The following is an 18983-nucleotide window of genomic DNA, read 5'->3' as shown; positions in this document are numbered from 1 at the left end:
TTAATAAATCAAGATGATAGTTGGCCGAAATCACCATAATTGTGTCATATATGACAATAAAGGCAAGGTTTCGATTGTGCCACAATGCATTATCAACCTAGGAGGTGTGTGATGGCCGACATATTGGTACCGCGCAAAGAAATAGAATTTCAATTATACGAAGTGCTTAACGTCGAAACCCTTTGTCAATTCGAACGTTTTGAAGAGCACAGTAAAGAGACGTTTAACGCCACATTAGATACGGCTGAGAAAATAGCTGAAGAGCTATTTTTGCCCCACAACGCAGTTGCAGATAAAGACGAACCAAAGTTTGACGGTGAGAAGGTATCGATGATCCCTGAAGTCAAAACGGCTTTTGACGCGTTTTGTGAGGCTGGGTTTATCGCAGGGCGTTACGATTTTGAAGATGGAGGTATGCAGTTACCTGAGTCGGTAATGCAGGCTTGCTCTGGCTATTTTCTGGCAGCCAATCCATCGTCAACAGCCTATCCATTTTTGACGACAGCAGCGGCGCGAGTCATCAAGCACTTCGCGGCGCCCGAAATTCAAGAACAGTTTATGCCCCGTATGCTGACGGGTGAGTTTACCGGCACCATGGCGTTAACCGAGCCTCATGCTGGTTCCTCGTTAACAGATATTCACACCACTGCTGTGTTGCAAGACGATGGAACATATCGACTCAAAGGTAGCAAGATTTACATTTCAGGCGGTGAGCATGAACTGTCTGATAACATCGTACATTTAGTATTAGCGAAAATCCCTGGTGGCCCTGCTGGCGTCAAAGGTATTTCCTTATTTGTCGTCCCTAAATATCGACTTGACGAGTCCGGTCAACCTGGCCCGAGAAATGACGTAACGCTTGCCGGGTTAATCCACAAAATGGGATACCGAGGCACGACTTCCACCGCACTCACGTTTGGTGAGAATGGTGATTGTCACGGGTACCTAGTCGGAGAGCCACACAAAGGACTGAGCTATATGTTCATGATGATGAACGAAGCGCGGATTGGAGTGGGGTATGGTGCAGCGATGATCGGCTATCGCGGCTATCGTTATTCTCTTGAATATGCAAAAGAGCGATTACAAGGCCGAGCGGCGCCCAATCTAGCACCAACAGACGAGCCAAGCGCCATTATTAAACACGGTGATGTGAGACGCATGTTGTTAGCACAAAAAGCCTACACGGAAGGTGGTATGGCGCTGTGTTTATATGGTAGTTACCTAATGGACGTCGAAAGAGTGACCCAAGACGAAGGCGAAAAAGCGTCTCTTAATCAACTTATCGATTTGCTTACCCCTGTTTTTAAAGCATGGCCTTCAGAATATGGTCCTAAAGCGAATGATCTAGCAATCCAAGTGTTGGGTGGCGCGGGATATACAAGAGAATACCCCGTTGAACAATGCTGGCGTGACAATCGCCTAAACCCCATTCACGAGGGAACTAACGGTATTCAAGCGCTGGATTTACTGGGTAGAAAACTGTGGCAAGCGAAGAGCCAAGGCCTAGCTGTTTTGCAGCAAGAAATTACCAAAACCCTACAAAGCGCGACTGGCGCCCAAACGGGAAAAATGGCCAAAACACTCAGCGGTTACCTAACGAGAATGGCAGGCTTAGTGCCAGAAATGGGGGCTGCGCTCAATTCTGACAAACAAGCTATCGCATTGACCAACGCCCAGTGCTTTATGAATATTTTCTCATCGTGTGTGATGAGTTGGATGTGGTTGCGTCAGGCGATTGTGGCAGAGAACGCACTTGAGGACCAAGCCTTAGCAGAAGACCATCAACATTTCTATAAAGGCAAGTTGGCAGCGGCTCAATATTTCTTGCAATGGGAGCTGCCCCTCGTCAATCGCGACTTTGACCTACTTAATAATATGGATGCGACTTGTGAAAATGTCGCACCTGAATACCTATAAAAAAGGAATCCCTATGCTGAACAAACAATGGCTTTTAGCGTCTCGTCCATTTGGTGAACCCACAGTAGACAACTGGACTTATACCGAAACAGAAGTGCCAGCACCAAGTGAAGGCCAAATCGTAGTAAAGGTGAAATACATATCGTTAGACCCAGCGATGCGCGGTTGGATGAATGACGGAAAATCGTACATTGAACCGGTCGGCATTGGTGACGTAATGCGCGCCGGTACTGTAGGTGAAGTTGTGGAATCGAATGCAGAAGGGTTTGCCAAAGGCGACCATGTGTATGGGCATTTCGGTGTGCAGTCTTATGCAGTTGTCGATACTGCGGGAGTGCATAAAGTCGATCCCGCTTTGGCACCACTTGAGCGCTATCTTGGCGTGCTGGGTATGCCGGGAATGACAGCCTACTTTGGAATTCTTGATACTGGCGCACCTAAAGAAGGTGAAACCGTAGTGGTTTCCGGTGCGGCAGGTGCAGTCGGCACCATCGTCGGTCAGATCGCAAAAATTAAAGGGTGCCGCGTCGTAGGGATCGCTGGTGGTAAAGAAAAGTGTGAATACCTTGTCAACGAGCTGGGTTTTGACGGCGCTATTGACTACAAAAATGAAGACGTGAAAAAAGGGTTAAAAACACAATGTCCTAACGGGGTTGATGTGTACTTTGACAATGTAGGTGGTGATATTCTTGATGATGTATTAACGCGAATAAACCTCAGAGCGCGCATCGTTATTTGTGGTGCAATCAGCCAGTACAACAACACTGTTCCAGTAAAAGGGCCGTCAAATTACCTGTCTTTGTTGGTGAATCGCGCGAAAATGGAAGGGATTGTAGTGTTTGACAATGCCAAGCGTTATGGCCATGCAGCCCAAGAGATGGCGGGTTGGATAGCAGAAGGTAAGCTCAAAGCCAAAGAGCATGTAGTTGAGGGTATTGAAAACTTCCCAGACACCTTAATGATGCTTTTCCGTGGCGAAAACTTCGGTAAGTTATGTCTAAAAGTGGAGCATGCAGAGTGAAACCCGTAGACGTAAGTGAAAAGCACATACTGATTACGGGGGCGGGTTCTGGAATCGGTGCTGCTGCCGCCACATTGTTGGGGGCTAGAGGGGCGACGATCGGTGTTGCAGATATCAATGAGAGTAACGCCCAAAGCGTGGTAGACCACATTATTGCAGACGGCGGAAATGCTTATGCATTAACCGTTGATGTGAGAGATCCCGCGAGTATTACGAGTATGTTTAGCGACGCGATCAGTAATGTTGGCGCCATCCAAACTATCATTAATAATGCAGGTATCGACCATAAACCCGCCCCTATGCTAGCAGTGTCTGAAGAAACCTTAGCCGCCAATATTGCGGTCAATTTGACAGGCGTTTGGTTATGCATGAAAGGAGCAATTGCTCACATGCTAGAAAACGGCGGGGGTCAAGTTATCAATATTGCTTCGGTAGCGGGTTTGAAAGCATCGCCCACACTTTCAGCATACAGTGCTACCAAACACGCGGTTGTTGGTTTGTCTAAAACGGCAGCTGTTGAATATGCGCGTGCTAATATTCGAGTTAACGCGGTATGCCCAAGTTTTGTTGACACCCCTATGGTGCAATCCGTACTGGCGAGCTTAGATGAGCGAGGACAGCGTGCGATTGTTGGTGCTAACCCGATGAAACGCTTGGGTAAAGCACAAGAGATTGCCAGCGCTATCGCATGGCTATGTTCTGATGAGTCATCGTTTATGACGGGACAGTCTGTCGTGCTAGATGGCGGATTGACGTCATAATTGGAGAAACGAATGGAAAATTTATTTGATTTAACAGGTAAAGTCGCACTTGTGACAGGTGCTAGCCGAGGTATCGGCGAGTCGATTGCAAAGCTCCTCGCTCAGTATGGTGCGCATGTAATTGTATCAAGCCGCAAACTGGACGGTTGTGAAGCCGTAGCGCAAGCAATTCGAGAGCAGGGCGGCAAAGCTTCCGCATTGGCATGTCACGTAGGTGATATGGAACAGATCGAAGCGACATTTGCCGCGATCAAAAGTGATTTTGGCAAATTGGATATCCTTGTCAATAACGCGGCGGCGAATCCCTATTTTGGTCACATCCTCGATACCGACCTTGGTGCGTTTAACAAAACCGTAGATGTTAATTTGCGTGGCTACTTTTTCATGTCTGTGGCGGCAGGTAATTTGATGAAAGAGCAGGGTGGTGGTGTGATACTCAATACCGCCTCTGTGAATGGTGTGAGGCCTGGTGATATGCAAGGGATTTATTCGATCACTAAAGCCGCGGTGATCAGTATGACACAGTCATTTGCCAAAGAATGTGGGCCGCTCAATATCAGGGTAAACGCTTTATTACCAGGTTTAACTGATACCAAGTTTGCATCTGCATTGACGACAAACGATAAGATTTTGAAGATGGCGCTTACCCAAATTCCATTGGGCAGAGTTGCCCAGCCTGATGAGATGGCGGGTACCGTGCTTTATTTGGTGTCTGATGCATCCAGCTACACTACAGGTACTACCGTAGTGGTAGATGGCGGCATGCTAGCCTGATAAAATAACTCTACCATGCGCCAGCATTATGCTGGCGCTTTATTTTTGGAGAGAGTTATGCATATTTGGGTTGATGCGGATGCCTGCCCAGCTGTGATTCGTGAAATTTTAGTAAAAGCTGCACGGCGAACCCAAGTGCCGCTGACATTTGTGGCGAATCAACACATTCCTGTACCCCCTGATAAACACATTCAAAGTCTGCGCGTTGCCGCAGGTTTCGATGTCGCGGATGACGAGATAGTCGAACGAGTACAATCAGGTGATATCGTTATCACGTCTGATATTCCTCTCGCTTCTGACGTGCTACAAAAAAATGCCAATGCTATGACGACGAGGGGCGACCTTTTTGACAAGAGCTCTATTAAATCAAGGCTTATCATGCGTGACTTCATGGACACGATGCGAGCCAGTGGAGAACACACCGGGGGCCCCAAGGCTTTCTCTCAAAGAGACAAACAGAATTTTGCAAATCAATTAGATAGACTTCTTGCACAGCGTTAGTTCGGTGAATTGTCTATAAATGCCGTCAAATACCCATAGATTTAGTGGAAATCCCCTTATTCTGATATAGACTAAAGTATTAATCTTACACGGCGTAAGACAATTCAGCTTCACCGATAACACAGCGTAATGGTTGCTCATAGCAAGGAGAGGGGCATGCTTAATGTACTGTTAGTGGACAATGACGACACACAGCTAGAAATTTATTCACTGGCGCTAAATTCGTATTTTAACGTCCAAGCGTGCCATAACTTCATTGATGCACAGTCCATAATCGAACAGGAAGACATACACATAGTGTTGTGTGAATGGTCTATCAACGGAATCAACGCTGGGCAACTCCAGCCGCTGTTGAAGCGCGAAAAAAATTACACTTTTCCCGTCGTCGTTGTGGTTTCCGAAGACAACTCAGAGTCCAGTATGGTTGCAGCGTTCAACAGTGGCGCGACGTTCTACTTCACCAAGCCATACATGGTAGTGCAATTCACCGAAAATTTACTGACGCTAAAAAATCAAATTGAAACCTATCGTACGTTCGAGTCTCAGGTGAAGTCTTCTGAGGCCCAAACACGCTCTGCCATGTCCGAAAAGTCGGTATATGAAATGGGGATGGGACTGTTGGCTTCATTAACTGAAGATGAGCAGGTAGACGATGTCGCGCGACGGATTCTAAGAGGCTTGAGACTCCATGGAATACACGGTGCGATTCAGTTTCGAGTGCAACAGAAAGTGTTCACTTTTGACACGGACATGACAGAAGGCGATGAGAACCTTCAAGGCGTATTCTCCGTGTTACAAAAACAAGGTGCGGTGTATTGTTTTGGCCAGCGGGTGATGTTCAACAATGGCAATGTGAGCTTGCTAATTAAACACATCGCGAACGAATTTGAGCAGAAACGGGAATCTGTCATCAGTATGTTATCAACCATGATGCCCATCGTTGCGAATATCGTCGATAAAATCACGCAGCATTCCGCGCTATATACTACTTATTCTGATTTTTCCCATGTACAGCAGCGGCTTAACAGTAGTGTTAACCGCAGTCATGTTAACAAAGAAGATATCATGGTAGAGGTGAGAGAAAAGCTTCAGGACGCCATGATTGATCTGGATTTATCCGCTACTCAAGAACAGTGGATTGCTGAGCTTGTAGAACAAACGCTCAATGATGCAATGGGCAATACCGAACAACTCGGCGATGTCGGCGCATTAATGCTGGGAGTAAGCGAGAGATTACAGAAGCGTTTACGCGACAGTGGGGAATTGAGTTGGACAGTGAGAAAACGCCACCTCAGTTAATACAATTGCGTTGTTCGATGTTAAAACCAAAAAAAGGAAGCGATAGCTTCCTTTTTTAATGTGAGGTAATACGGGTTACAGTACAGATACCAAGGCTTTGGCTAGTGTATCTACATTGGCTTGGCTGATACCAGCAATGTTCACACGGCTGGAATCTACAAAGTAAACACTGTGCTGCTCTCTAACCGCTCGAACTTGTTCTGGAGTAATACACAAGAATGAGAACATGCCTTTTTGCTGGTTAACAAAACTGAAGTCTTTTTGCGCACCATTTTCGGCCAATTTCGTGACGAGCATATCGCGCAGCGATTGCATACGTGTACGCATTTCGTCAACTTCATTGATCCACTCTTGTTTCAGCGCAGCATCACTAAGAATGATATCGACCAAAGCGCCGCCATAGCTTGGTGGCATTGAGTAAATTCCACGAGCGACTGATTGAATTTGAGATTGCGCCACTTTTCGAGTTGCTGAGGTCTCAGTGATGATAGCAGCTAGACCAACACGCTCTCGATAAAGTCCAAAGTTTTTGCTACAAGACGCCGCAATGATGACCTCTGGTAAGTTCTCAGCAAGCAAGCGAATACCATAAGCGTCTTCTTCGAGTCCATCTCCGAACCCTTGATATGCAATATCGACAAATGGTAAAAATTTGCGCTCTTTAGCCACTTCTAGTACTTGGTCCCACTGAGCGTTAGTCAAATCAGCACCCGTCGGGTTGTGGCAACAACCGTGTAGTAACACAATGTCACCTTTCTCGGTTTGACGAAGGGTTTCCATCATTGCATCGAAACGAATCGATGCGGTTGCTTTGTCAAAATAGGGGTACGTTTTTATCTCTAACCCAGCATCACCAATTAGCGGGATGTGGTTGGCCCAAGTTGGATCGCTGACCCAGACTTTAGCATTATCATTACAACGTTTGAGTAGCTCAGCGAGGATGCGTAGCGCACCACAGCCACCGGGCGCTTGTACTGCAGCCACGCGATCCGCTAGCACAACAGGGCTATTGTCGCCTAAGATCAATGACAGCATGCCGTCAATAAAACCTTGAACACCTTGTGGCGTGATGTAGGTTTTTGACGTTTCGTTCTCAAGTAGAACCTTCTGTGCTTTGGCTACCGCGTTTAAAATCGGGGTGTTGCCGTTTTCGTCTTTGTAAACACCCACACCCAAATCAATTTTATTTGGGTTGCTATCTTGTTTGTAAGCAGCTGAAAGTCCAAGGATTGGATCTGGCGCGAGTTGGGGTAAGACTTCAAACACAATATGTCCTCAATAGTTGCAATAAAAAGATGATAATTTGCGGCTACCCCAGTATTTGTCCTCTGCCAAATCGATGTGGTATTCAGTGCAGAGGGTGGGGTGCTGTGCATTATTAACACATCGATGGCCGCATTATGCCACCGATGTATTAAAATTCGAGCCTTTGTTGCGCTAATTAAGCACTTTTATTGGTCTGATAAGTGAATATGTCTTATTTGCTAGATGGGGCGTTTAATAATTAACCGAATTGAAACATCTATCCTATTCAATGATGAAATCGAAATGCTTTTGACCTATGACCTCGCCAGCAGGGGAAAAACTTCTCTCAGTCCAGCTTACTTTTCGTTGTTTGTCGACCAACAGTAACGTGGAGCAGCGAGTGCCATAGTCTTCGCCCTGAATGAAAATGGAGGAAAGTTGCTTTTCCCATTCATATGGCACACCGGTATTGGGTAATGAGTGGTCTTCTGCTTTTTTATCGCACGCCAAAATAGAGAAAAGCGCCTCTTCTTCGATGTCATGACCGTTTTGGCAATACTCAGTTAACTCTTGCATACCCTGTGTGACTTTTGGCCAAGGCGCATTGAGAGAGGCGTTTGATAAACCATGGACGCCATCAGACAAATGTCTGGTTTCGTTTAAATGGTTATTGTAGACGTGCAAATTATGCCAGTCTCCGTAGAGAAAATTGTAGCCATTGTAGTCAGCTTTACTCGCTTGAAGACGCGCAGCCACAGCAAAGTGATCGTCGTTACCGAGCAAAAACTGGGTGGCGAGTTCTCCGCGTGAACGGGCATCGTCCCTGAGTGTTTTGGGGTCTCTGACATTGGTAAGTGCTGCGACTTTGCCGTTACGCGTTACGCCCATCCAAGTCCCGCCAGCCTTTAAGTCTTTACCTGCCAACAGTTCTGGTTGGGTTTGCCAATATTCAGACGAGGCAGTTGGCCTAGCGTGAAATTCATCCCGATTGGCCGCTATGATTAATGGGTAATCGTCGTGTTGATTGACAGCGATAAACAAAATACACATCGCGAATTCCGTAAAGTCCTTGATTAAACGTCAAATAGTAACTGATTCAAAGAAAGGGAAACAGCGCAATTGCTTTCAATTATTTTTTCAATTGAGCGTGAACTATCCGCCTATTGGAAAAATTTGGCTATATGTTACTGCTAAAAAATCCTACATTTTGGCTACAAGGAAACGCTTTTATGCTAACGTTGCTAGCCTCAACGTCAATTTCATTAGTGGGAGATTTTCAGTGCCCAAGCAAGGCTTTACAACGCGTCAGGTGCATGCTGACAGATTATTAAATCAACCAGAAAGCGGTGCGGTTCACACTGCGAGTACGAATTCTGTTTTGTTTGAATTTAAAGATGCACAAGGCATTATCGATGTTTTTCAAGGCAAAAAAGCTGGCCATGTCTATTCTCGGTCTTCGTCGCCATCGGTTGTATCCCTTCAAAATATGATTAATCAATTGGAGCAGGGCGTCGGCGCCGTTTGCTTTGCAACGGGGATGGCAGCGATAAGTGCCATGCTTTTGGCCTTGTTCAAGAAGGGCGATCATTTAGTTGTGAGCCAGTTTCTGTTTGGAAACACAAGAAGCTTCATGGACACGGTTCAAGATCTAGGTATCGAGGTCTCTTTTGTGGATGTCACCGATATACAAGTGGTTTCAGATGCGATAAAGCCCAATACCAAAGCTGTATTCGCAGAGACGGTTGCGAATCCCGTTACTCAGGTGGCGGATATCAATGGGCTAGCTGAATTGTGTAAACAGCAGAATGCACTATTGATTGTTGACACAACAATGACTCCTGCGCCCTTGTTTGATGCTAAGAAAGCCGGCGCTGACCTCGTTGTTACTTCGTTAACTAAGTACATCGGTGGGCATGGTAATGTTCTGGGCGGTGCTATCGTCGATACCGGAAATTTTGATTGGTCGTCTTTCTCGAATATAAAAGCGTTTTACCGCGGCCCTGATCAAGGGCAATGGGGGCTGACGCAAATACGCAAGAAAGGGTTGCGCGATATGGGAGCGACGTTATCGCCTGAATCAGCAGCAGCGATTTCTGTGGGAATGGAAACGCTGGATATGCGTATGCAGCGAAACTGTGCAAATGCCATGGCACTAGCGACCTATCTTCAAGCTCACGAAAAAGTAAAAAGTGTCTACTATCCTGGCCTGACCGATCACCCTCAGCATGATGTAGCCAGTGATCAGTTCAGTCATTTTGGTGCTATTTTATCTTTGGATTTGGATGAAAGTATTGACCCTGTTGAGTTTCTCAATGCATTGGAACTGGTTATCTGTGCGACGCATTTAGGTGACAACCGCACTTTAGCTCTACCTGTCGCTCCGACTATCTTTTTTGAGAATGGTCCAGAGGAACGCGCAAAGATGGGAATCAGTGAGACTATGATCCGAGTATCTGTAGGGATTGAAAATACCCAAGATATAATCGATGACTTTGAACAAGCTTTGGCGCAAATGTAATATGCGTTGAGAGCGGCTTGCCCCGCATTAGATAATGCAGTCTAACGTTATAATAGGCCTTTCGTTCTATGTTTTTGGATGAAATGGCCTATTTTCACTAATTTCTTTCTATTTATTTGCTCGCTACACTGACTTTAGTTATTCAATTGGAGCGTAAGCAATGAAACAAGTACTAGCAATTTACTCAAGCCTGAACGGCGTCAGCGGCAATTCATCTAAATTGGTTGATACCTACCTTTCGGAACTTGGCGATGGGGTCACTGTGACCAAGGTCGTACTGTCGGATACGGATATTGGTCACCTCACTTCGCAAGAAATGGGAGCGTGGATGACATCGCCAGAGGACAGAACTGAAGCTCAGGTTTCTCTCGCAGCGATTTCTGACAACTTTGTTGAGCAGGTTCAAAAGGCGGATGAAATTATCATAGGTACGCCTATGTACAATTTTGGTATTCCGTCTACTTTAAAAGCGTGGATCGACCGTATCGCTCGAGCAGGTGTGACGTTTAAATACACGGAGACTGGCCCTGTGGGCTTGCTTTCAAACAAACGAGTTGTGGTACTTGCGGCGAGAGGTGGCATGTATCAAGGCACACCGATGGACACGCAAACCGATTATTTGACCCATTTCTTTAACTTTGTGGGTTTGTCAGATATCCAATTTGCTTATGCAGAAGGTTTAGCAATGGGTGAAGATTCCGCCGAGAAGGCATTTTCAGCCGCAAATGAAAAAATTATTGAACTTTCGTCTAACTTGCTGGACTAACTCTATGCAGTTAGCAAAATTCTACAGTGCGTAGGTTTTGCAAATAGTGTGTTCCAAGTTGAGTGTGCTTGATTGCCCCGCCGTTGAGCGGGGCTTTTTTTTACATTGCGATCGCTGCTTCTACATCTTTTACTAATGCGTCATCTGAAGGCTTCACGCCGCTTTTGTAGTATTTCACAACATCACCATTCTTGTTGACCAAATACTTGTTGAAATTCCACTTTGGCGATTTGCCAGTTTGCTTGGTTAGCATGCGGTAAAGCGGGTCTTGGTCGTCGCCCTGTTTCACATGCGTCGGTTCAAACATTGGGAATTTCACGCCATAAGTCAACTCACAGAGTTCTGCCGTCTTTCCTTCGTCATTGTCTTCCTGATTAAAATCGTGAGAAGGGAAACCAAGAATCACAAAGTCCTGATCTTTGTAGTTGTCGTACATGGCTTCAAGGCCTTCGAACTGTGGAGTGTAACCGCAGTAGCTGGCAGTGTTGACGATTAACAGGGTTTTATCTTTGTATTCTTTACACAAGTTTACGGTTTCTTGTGAGTTCAGTTTGCGCTTCATGAATTTCAGCACGTCAGGGCAAGAGTCTGCATATGCATGAGACGCTCCCATTGTTAATAGCAATGCGGCGGCGAGTTTTTTCATATTTAATCCTAGGTGATATTGTCAGTCGCATGTTGTGTTGATGTTATCAAGTAATAGTGACAAATTCGTACAAAGGATCATTAACAATGAGATAACTGGTTGACTAGAAAAGATGAATTCGTCAGTGTTAACGTGTTTAGATACTTATAATTAAATACGTTTGTTGATGTGTGGCGGAGAAATATTCGATTCCTGTCACAGCATGCCAAGAACAACGCTGGGAATACAGTGTCTCTCGACAACACAGTACGGCTGATTTCACATTGCTGCATCGACAAAACCTCTGTAACCCAATCTGTAACGGTTTTTTATGATTAATCATTTTCGACTTTTAGTGGTGTGTTCCAGCGTTGTTGCTGCGCTAACGGGATGTGCTAGCACGACAACTTCGACAAATACGCCTGCATTGGCTACGCCATCGGCGGCGACTCAGACATCAGCTAGTCAACCGGTAAGCCAGTCTTTGCTGCCCTCGATGACGCAATCGGCGCTAACACTTGAAAAAATAATGCGAGACCAAGAGTGGCTCGGCCGACAACCGACCAATGCTGGTTGGACAACAAGAGGCGAAATTGTCTTCGAGCAAAAAGAGCAGGGCAGCAGGCTTAAACGTGTGTTTAGCATACTACCGGGCCAACGTGACGCGCAGGCCGTTCCATTCGAACAATTACATTTATACAAACCAAATGAGAGCGCAACGAATGCAGATGGTTCTGTGAGTGTAATGCGGTACGACGAAAGTGTTTACGTCACATATGCCGATGGAAAGGTTAAACAGCTAACAAAAGGGGGCTCGCCGCTGCGGAACTTTTCTTTCCTCATCGACGGACGCATTGTCGCGCAAGAGTACGATACGATTGTTGCGATCGACCCGGAAACAGGCATGAAAGAAGCGTTGTTCGAGTGGCAATTTTCAAATGCACCAGTCGCGGTGAAACCGTCGAGCGACTTTATCGCGAAAGAGCAGGTTGACTTGATTCAGTACGTCGCACAAAAACGAGACGACCGACAGGCTTATAGTGATCGACAACATGAGATTAGAAACGCGAATATGTCGATGAAGCGCTCACCGTTCTACTTCAATCCCAATTTAGAAATGGTCGCGGTGGAAACGTCCCCGAATGGCAAATATGCTGTGTTTGTAACGACAGAAAAAAGCGAGTCTCGCAGTCAATCAGACATTATGCCCCATTACATTCAAGAAAATGGGCGGATCGCGACCAAAAATGTTCGTCGTAGAGTCGCCGATGCTGAACCTGAAAACGAAACCATTTGGCTGTTAGACTTGGTCTCTCATCGAGCTACTAAGATTGGCTATGAGTCGTTGCCGGGCTTTAACGATGATGTATTGGCAAGCGTAAAACAAGAAGTTGCCGAAGCAAACGGAGAGACGTACACGCCCAATAGGTTACCCAGATCTATCCGCCTCATTGACAGTTGGAACTGGACTGAACCGTCTATTGAGTGGCATGACAATGGTGAGCAAGTCGCCCTAATGCTTGAAGCTTGGGATAACAAAGACCGCTGGATTGCGACAATTGACTTAGACGAAAAACGTTTGGTTAACCAACACCGATTACATGACGATGCTTGGGTTAACTACCGTTATAATGACTTCGGCTGGTTGCACAATAATGAAACGCTTTATTATCTGTCGGAGCACAGCGGCTACAGTCATCTATATACTCAACAGCTCGGCAAGGCACCTAGGGCCCTTACGTCTGGCGATTATGTTGTTGATTCACCTGTATTAACGCGTAACGATACCTTCATATATTTTAAAGCGAACCAGAAACATCCTGGGGTTTATGAAATCTATCGCGTAAATACCCAGACGGGTGAGCAACTGGCCATGACAGACCTCAATGGTATGACGGATTTCACGCTTAGCCCTGATGAAAGTCAATTGCTATTGACCCACAGCACAACAATAACCCCACCAGAACTCTATCTTAAAAACGTAGATGGCACGGGCGAAGTTACGCCATTGACACACACTGTCAGTGAGGAGTTTTTGAACTATGCGTGGACCGCACCACAGATTGTCGCGATTCCTTCGTCGCATACGGATAAACCCATCTATGCGCGACTTTACTTACCAAAAGGCTATGAATCTGGAGAAAAACGAAAGGCCGTTGTTTTCAACCATGGTGCAGGTTATTTGCAAAATGCTCACCTCGGATGGTCAGGGTATCAGCGTGAATTCATGTTTCACTCTATGCTTGCGCAGCAAGGATATGTTGTGCTTGATATGGATTACCGCGCTTCAGCTGGCTATGGACGAGACTGGCGCACTGCTATTTACCGCCAAATGGGAACACCTGAAGTACAAGATTTACGAGACGGCGTAAATTGGCTTGTTGCCAATGCGAATGTAGATCGCGAACGCATTGGTACATACGGTGGCTCTTATGGTGGGTTTCTTACTTTCATGTCGATGTTTAACGCACCGGATTTGTTTCAAGCTGGAGCGGCCTTGCGCCCGGTAAGCGATTGGGCGCATTACAATATCGGTTATACATCCAATATTTTAAACACGCCAGATGTTGATCCTATTGCGTATCGACGCAGTTCACCCATCTACTTCGCCGAGGGTTTGGAAAAACCACTTTTGATCAATGCGCCAATGGTTGATGACAATGTCTTTTTCGTCGACGTTGTGCGTTTGGTGCAGCGTTTGATAGAACTGGAAAAGCAAGATTTCGAGACGGCCATTTATCCTGTGGAACCTCATGGGTTTGTTCAGCCTAGTTCCTGGCTCGATGAATATCGACGCATCTACAAGTTGTTTGAAACCCATTTGTAATTAATGGAAAGGGGGGCGAGAGCCTCCCTTTTTGTTATTGATTTGGCTGATTGAAGCCACCTTTTTAGCCAAAAGAGTGATGGTGTCTTGCACTGATTGGTATATTATCTAGAGGTAATAACAATAAGAAATTAACGCGCTTTTACTGGACAACGTCCTTCGCTCTCCAGTCGTGTAGTATGGATAAGGCAGCATGAAAGTTTTTCAATCAGTGTACAACAGCCACACTTGGTCTCAGGCATTACCGATAAATGCGTCGGCGGAATTAGTTTTGCTATTTGGCAATGAAGCACTGATTGAAGACGCCGAATTGTTCACTGAAATTCAATTAGCCTTTCCAAAGGCACATGTTGTGGGATGCACAACCAGTGGCGAGATACAGGCTGACACCCTGCTCGACGATAGTCTGGTGCTCTCGGCGATTCACGTTGATCAAGCGTGTATATACGTTGAAAGCGAACACATTTCTCATTTTGATGATGCAGAGGCACTTGGTGAATCACTCATCAAAGGCATTCCAAAGCATGTGCTACGTCACGTATTTCTGATTTCCGATGGTCAGCAAATTAACGGATCCGACCTTGTCAGTGGTGTACAACGTGCGTTACCAGAAGGGGTGTCGTTTACCGGCGGCTTGGCTGGAGATAAAAGCAACTTTAGCAAAACTAAAGTTCGTCACAATAAACAGGTTGATGAGGGGCTTGTCGCAGCCATTTGTTTTTATGGTGAGTCGTTAGAAATTGCAACGGGATGCTATGGTGGTTGGCGAGCTTTTGGTCCAGAGCGCGAGATAACTAAAGCGGACAAAAATGTCGTTTATGAAATCGACGGAAAGCCAGCGTTAACTCTTTACAAATCGTTTTTGGGCGAGTACGCCCAAGATTTACCAGGTTCAGCGTTGCTTTATCCATTGTCGCTTACGGAAGAAGATGGCGCCGGTACCGTCGTAAGAACAATATTATCAATCGACGAAGAACAAAACAGTATGCGGTTCGCGGGTAATATGCCCGTGGGCTCGACGTGCCAGCTGATGCACGCAAGCACGGAACAACTGCTCGATGGTGCGGAACTGGCAGCAAAGTCGGCACTATTACCGACCCCATTGCCAAACAATACATTGGCCTTGTTGGTGAGTTGTGTCGGTAGACGACTGGTCATGTCAAAGCGAGCGGTGGAAGAAATTGAGCTGATACATGACGTTATGCCAGAAAACGCAGTGCTAACGGGCTTTTATTCATATGGAGAGATATCTCCCCTAAGTGGGACACAGGAGTGTACGTTACATAATCAAACAATGACGATTACAGTAATTGGTGAGCGGTAGTAACTTATGCATAAATTGTTAAAGCGGCAATTAAAACGCTTGAAAGTCGATATCGATGGCAACCCCATTAGTAAAGACGTACTGCCAGTGGTGTCTGATACTTATAGCCAGCACGAACGCACCATTAAAATGCTGGAACGTTCGCTGTTCATGACGTCCAACGAGCTCAATGAACGCAACCAGGCTCTCAAACTGCAATTGAGTTCGGTCGAACAAGTTCAGTCTAAGTTAAAAGACTCGTTGGCATTGCTCAATGCCACGTTTGACGCCACGGGAGAGATTATTCTGGTCTACGATCTCAAAGGCGAGATTGTTACGCTCAACAAAATGGCTCATGAGTTTTTGGCTCACTTCGGTGTCGATGTGAGTTATGCCAAAATGGCAAAGTTCGCGACCTTACTTAAAGATCCAACATCGCTTTCGGCGTACGACAGTCAGCTAAAAGAAAACCCGCTACTCGATATTCACAGCACGGTAGAGACTGTCAGTGGCAGTTTTTATGATGTTCGGTCACTGCCTCAATTACAAGACGACACACTATGCGGTCGCGTATGGTGTTTGAGAGATGTCACTCAGTCAAAGCGCAACGCCGCTATGGTTCAATATCAGGCATATCACGATTCGTTGACTGGCCTGCCCAATAGAGCGTTATTGCGAGATAGGGTCAGGCATGCTCTGTCATTGGCCAAACGCGAACAGCAACAGCTGGCGATTTTGTTTATCGATCTGGATAACTTTAAAAAGGTTAACGATACAGAAGGACACGACGCTGGTGACAATTTACTGGTTGAGGTAGTGCAGCGTTTGCAAAATCGACTGAGAGAACAGGATACGTTGTCTCGACAAGGCGGTGACGAGTTTGTCATCTTGCTTGAGAATGTCAAAGACGAAGAGTCGGTGTCTAAGGTATGCCAGGCTTTGATTACGGAATTACAGCGTCCTTTTGAGATAAAGGGGCGTACTTACTTTGTTACCTCGAGCATGGGGGTATCAATTTACCCCAACGACGGCATTTCTGCCGATGAGTTAATCAGAAAAGCTGACATGGCCATGTACGAATCGAAAGCATGTGGCAAAAATGCCTTCCGCTTTTACAACCACGATATCGAGGCCCAGGCGCTGGAGCAGCTGACAATTGAGCAATCTTTGCGCAATGTACTCAATCGAGAAGGTTTGTCGGTCGCGTTTCAACCGAAGCTCGATCTCAGTACGATGAAAATTTCGAGTGTCGAAGCGTTAGCTAGGTGGTACAAGAGCGATGGTTCCGCCGTGCCGCCGGATGTGTTCATCAATACAGCAGAGCAGACCGGCCTGATTGAAGATGTTGGCCGTCAAATTATCTCCTTGTCGTTAGAACATCTGCGTCATTGGCGCGAGACTGGCGAGGTCGACGTTACGATGTCAATTAATCTCAGCAGTTTAGAGTTTCAAAACCCCAATATTATTCAACACCTGTTGCAAACGCTTGAGCTCAAAAACGTGCCCGGTAGTGCCGTGATTATCGAACTGACTGAATCCATATTTATGGAGGATAAGGCGAAGGTGACTGACACCATGAAGATGTTAAATCAACATGGTATTACGTTTGCGTTAGACGATTTCGGGAAAGGTTATTCGAGCTTCAGCTACTTGCACTCGTTACCGTTACAGTATTTAAAAATCGATAAGGCGTTTTTGCGCGACGTTGAAACCAATCCTCAGTCTGCCACGATTACAAAAACCATCATCGATATTGGGCATAACCTAGGTCTACAGGTTATTGCTGAGGGTATCGAGAATGACTATATGCTTGAATACGTGCGTCAACACCACTGCGATATTGGCCAAGGGTTTCACCTGCACAAACCGATGACCCCCGAGGATTTTGAAAGCTTGCTGCGACGCCAGCATTAGCGTCGTGGCTGTAGCTGTTTGGCAATAAGTTGGTTTCCAGAGACAATAGCGAAAAACACCAAACCACTGACTGCGCCATATAAGTGAGCATCGACAGCAACGGATGCATCAATAAGTGATGCCAAGCTTTCACTACTTCCTTCAACTTGCTCGTAGCCTATTTTGATACCGACACCGAGTAACAAAAGCCAGCCGCTTTTGAGCCCTCTGGCAATATCTTTACACGCCCCCCAAAAAAACAGTCCATGTAAGGCGCCGGACATACCTGCATACCAGATCATGTTAGGTGAGAAAAAGTAGATACCGATGGCGGTGCCTATGGCACACCACAAAAACAACTTGGTAAAAAAGATCCCGCGGTACAGCTCACCATGGAGCGCCCATAATAACAACAGCCCACCGAGATTCAGTAATAAGTGAAAGCCATTGGTGTGGACTAAGCTGGATGTCGCTAATCGCCAGGTCTCATAGGAATCGATGGCATAACGATCGAAAGCCAATAGCTCTCCAGAACTGGGTTCTAAGAAAAACAACACGCTACTGATAAGCGCAAGGGCAAGCGGGCCTGCAATGTGAGTAAAGGAAACAGGCATTGTATTTATCATTGATACTTATTGTTGTTGTCAAAAATGGCCAGCTATCATAACTAAAATAGTCGCAAAACTAGATAGCCAACTTAAGAAAAATTACCAGTTTTTGGTGAATTGCGACGAACTACTATTTTTTACGCCACAAGGAGTCACTCATGACCAATGTCGTTGCTCAATTTTCAGATGGTTTATTATCACTAACCCTAAGTCGTCCCGACAAGAAAAATGCCCTGACTCGGCAGATGTATCAATCCCTTGCAGATAATATCAATTTGGCCAATGAAGACGAATCGATCAAAGTTGTATTGATCAAGGGGGAAGGGGACAGTTTCACGGCGGGTAATGACATCGGTGATTTTGCGGCTCAAGGTGAAGGGGAGAGCGTTGCGGAAACTGGCGCGTTCATGACGGCGTTGTTGAACTGTAAGAAAGTTGTCGTGGCTCAGGTTCAAGGAATGGCCGTCGGCATTGGTACGACTTTATTACTCCATTGTGATTTGGTGTACTGTACGCCAAATGCAAAATTCGTTTTACCTTTTATCAATCTCGGTTTAGTCCCAGAATATGCGTCGAGTTATCTGTTACCCAAGCTCGTTGGTCACAGAAAAGCGAGCGAATGGTTGATGTTGGGTGAACCTTTTTCTAGTGACGAAGCGTTGCAATTTGGTATAGTAAACAAAGTGATTACCCCCGATTTAATCGATCATTTTGTTAATGATGTTTGCGGGAAGTTGATCGCTAAGCCCTCTTTTGCACTATCGCATACTAAGTCTTTGCTGATAAACGAGTCATCTGAAATTAAGCAGCAAATGAATGAAGAAATGGATATTTTTATTGAGGCACTCAGTACCGCCGCCGCAAAAGAAGCGTTCGATGCCTTTTTAAACAAGCGACCTATTAATCCAGATATATTTAAGTAGGA

At 45.8% G+C, this 18983-nt stretch carries 16 protein-coding genes; 12 read left to right on the top strand and 4 right to left on the bottom strand.

The features are described from left to right. The first annotated feature begins 111 nt into the window (after positions 1 to 111). From AC27G9_RS03885 to AC27G9_RS03860, 6 genes are all read left to right on the top strand, one after another. Positions 112 to 1917 (top strand): acyl-CoA dehydrogenase, encoded by a 1806-nt coding sequence (locus AC27G9_RS03885; RefSeq protein WP_487071217.1) that lies wholly within the window; start codon positions 112 to 114, stop codon positions 1915 to 1917. Between the two features lie 13 nt (positions 1918 to 1930). Further along, on the top strand, positions 1931 to 2938 hold the full coding sequence (locus AC27G9_RS03880) for an NADP-dependent oxidoreductase (protein WP_487071215.1): 1008 nt from the start codon (positions 1931 to 1933) through the stop codon (positions 2936 to 2938). Continuing rightward, complete coding sequence (locus AC27G9_RS03875) at positions 2911 to 3699, top strand: SDR family NAD(P)-dependent oxidoreductase (RefSeq protein WP_487071213.1); 789 nt, start codon at positions 2911 to 2913, stop codon at positions 3697 to 3699. The genes AC27G9_RS03880 and AC27G9_RS03875 overlap by 28 nt, the downstream gene beginning before the upstream one ends. 12 nt (positions 3700 to 3711) lie before the next feature. After that, positions 3712 to 4473, top strand: coding sequence for an SDR family oxidoreductase (locus AC27G9_RS03870; RefSeq protein WP_487071211.1), 762 nt, complete (start codon positions 3712 to 3714; stop codon positions 4471 to 4473). A 57-nt stretch (positions 4474 to 4530) separates the two neighbouring features. Continuing rightward, positions 4531 to 4974: a YaiI/YqxD family protein gene (locus tag AC27G9_RS03865; RefSeq protein WP_487071209.1), complete on the top strand. Its 444-nt coding sequence runs from the start codon at positions 4531 to 4533 to the stop codon at positions 4972 to 4974. A gap of 156 nt (positions 4975 to 5130) precedes the next feature. After that, positions 5131 to 6273, top strand: coding sequence for a response regulator (locus tag AC27G9_RS03860; RefSeq protein ID WP_487071207.1), 1143 nt, complete (start codon positions 5131 to 5133; stop codon positions 6271 to 6273). A gap of 75 nt (positions 6274 to 6348) precedes the next feature. Here the strand turns inward: AC27G9_RS03860 and AC27G9_RS03855 are convergent, their stop codons facing one another. Next, the gene (locus tag AC27G9_RS03855) at positions 6349 to 7539 is read right to left on the bottom strand and encodes an amino acid aminotransferase (RefSeq protein WP_487071205.1); all 1191 of its coding nucleotides are present in this window, start codon (positions 7537 to 7539) and stop codon (positions 6349 to 6351) included. A 261-nt stretch (positions 7540 to 7800) separates the two neighbouring features. Beyond that, the gene (locus tag AC27G9_RS03850) at positions 7801 to 8568 is read right to left on the bottom strand and encodes an NRDE family protein (protein ID WP_487071203.1); all 768 of its coding nucleotides are present in this window, start codon (positions 8566 to 8568) and stop codon (positions 7801 to 7803) included. Between the two features lie 229 nt (positions 8569 to 8797). Here AC27G9_RS03850 and AC27G9_RS03845 point away from each other — a divergent pair, with 229 nt between their 5' ends. Continuing rightward, positions 8798 to 10036, top strand: a complete 1239-nt coding sequence (locus AC27G9_RS03845; protein ID WP_487071201.1) for a cystathionine gamma-synthase family protein — start codon at positions 8798 to 8800, stop codon at positions 10034 to 10036. Positions 10037 to 10196: 160 nt separating this feature from the next. Further along, a complete protein-coding gene (locus AC27G9_RS03840; RefSeq protein ID WP_487071199.1) occupies positions 10197 to 10802 on the top strand; it encodes an FMN-dependent NADH-azoreductase in 606 nt (201 codons plus the stop codon). A 100-nt stretch (positions 10803 to 10902) separates the two neighbouring features. Here the strand turns inward: AC27G9_RS03840 and AC27G9_RS03835 are convergent, their stop codons facing one another. Next, a complete protein-coding gene (locus AC27G9_RS03835; protein WP_487071197.1) occupies positions 10903 to 11448 on the bottom strand; it encodes a glutathione peroxidase in 546 nt (181 codons plus the stop codon). Positions 11449 to 11758: 310 nt separating this feature from the next. Here AC27G9_RS03835 and AC27G9_RS03830 point away from each other — a divergent pair, with 310 nt between their 5' ends. The 3 genes from AC27G9_RS03830 (at position 11759) to AC27G9_RS03820 (ending at position 17471) form a co-directional block, all read left to right on the top strand. Further along, positions 11759 to 14254 (top strand): S9 family peptidase, encoded by a 2496-nt coding sequence (locus tag AC27G9_RS03830; protein ID WP_487071195.1) that lies wholly within the window; start codon positions 11759 to 11761, stop codon positions 14252 to 14254. Positions 14255 to 14447: 193 nt separating this feature from the next. Then, entirely contained in the window at positions 14448 to 15578 is a 1131-nt protein-coding gene (locus AC27G9_RS03825; RefSeq protein ID WP_487071193.1) for an FIST signal transduction protein, read from the top strand. 6 nt (positions 15579 to 15584) lie between these two features. After that, on the top strand, positions 15585 to 17471 hold the full coding sequence (locus AC27G9_RS03820) for a putative bifunctional diguanylate cyclase/phosphodiesterase (protein ID WP_487071191.1): 1887 nt from the start codon (positions 15585 to 15587) through the stop codon (positions 17469 to 17471). Here the strand turns inward: AC27G9_RS03820 and rrtA are convergent. Then, positions 17468 to 18064 (bottom strand): rhombosortase, encoded by a 597-nt coding sequence (rrtA, locus tag AC27G9_RS03815; RefSeq protein WP_487071189.1) that lies wholly within the window; start codon positions 18062 to 18064, stop codon positions 17468 to 17470. The genes AC27G9_RS03820 and rrtA overlap by 4 nt on opposite strands. A gap of 152 nt (positions 18065 to 18216) precedes the next feature. Here rrtA and AC27G9_RS03810 point away from each other — a divergent pair, with 152 nt between their 5' ends. After that, positions 18217 to 18981 carry an enoyl-CoA hydratase gene (locus AC27G9_RS03810; protein WP_487071187.1) on the top strand — a complete coding sequence of 255 codons (765 nt, stop codon included), beginning with the start codon at positions 18217 to 18219 and terminating at the stop codon, positions 18979 to 18981. The last annotated feature ends 2 nt before the right edge of the window (positions 18982 to 18983 follow it).

This window comes from Alteromonas sp. 5NS40-0096, assembly GCF_057544385.1.
The sequence above is the reverse complement of the archived record's forward strand: the minus strand, read 5'-3'. Positions and strand labels throughout refer to the sequence as shown.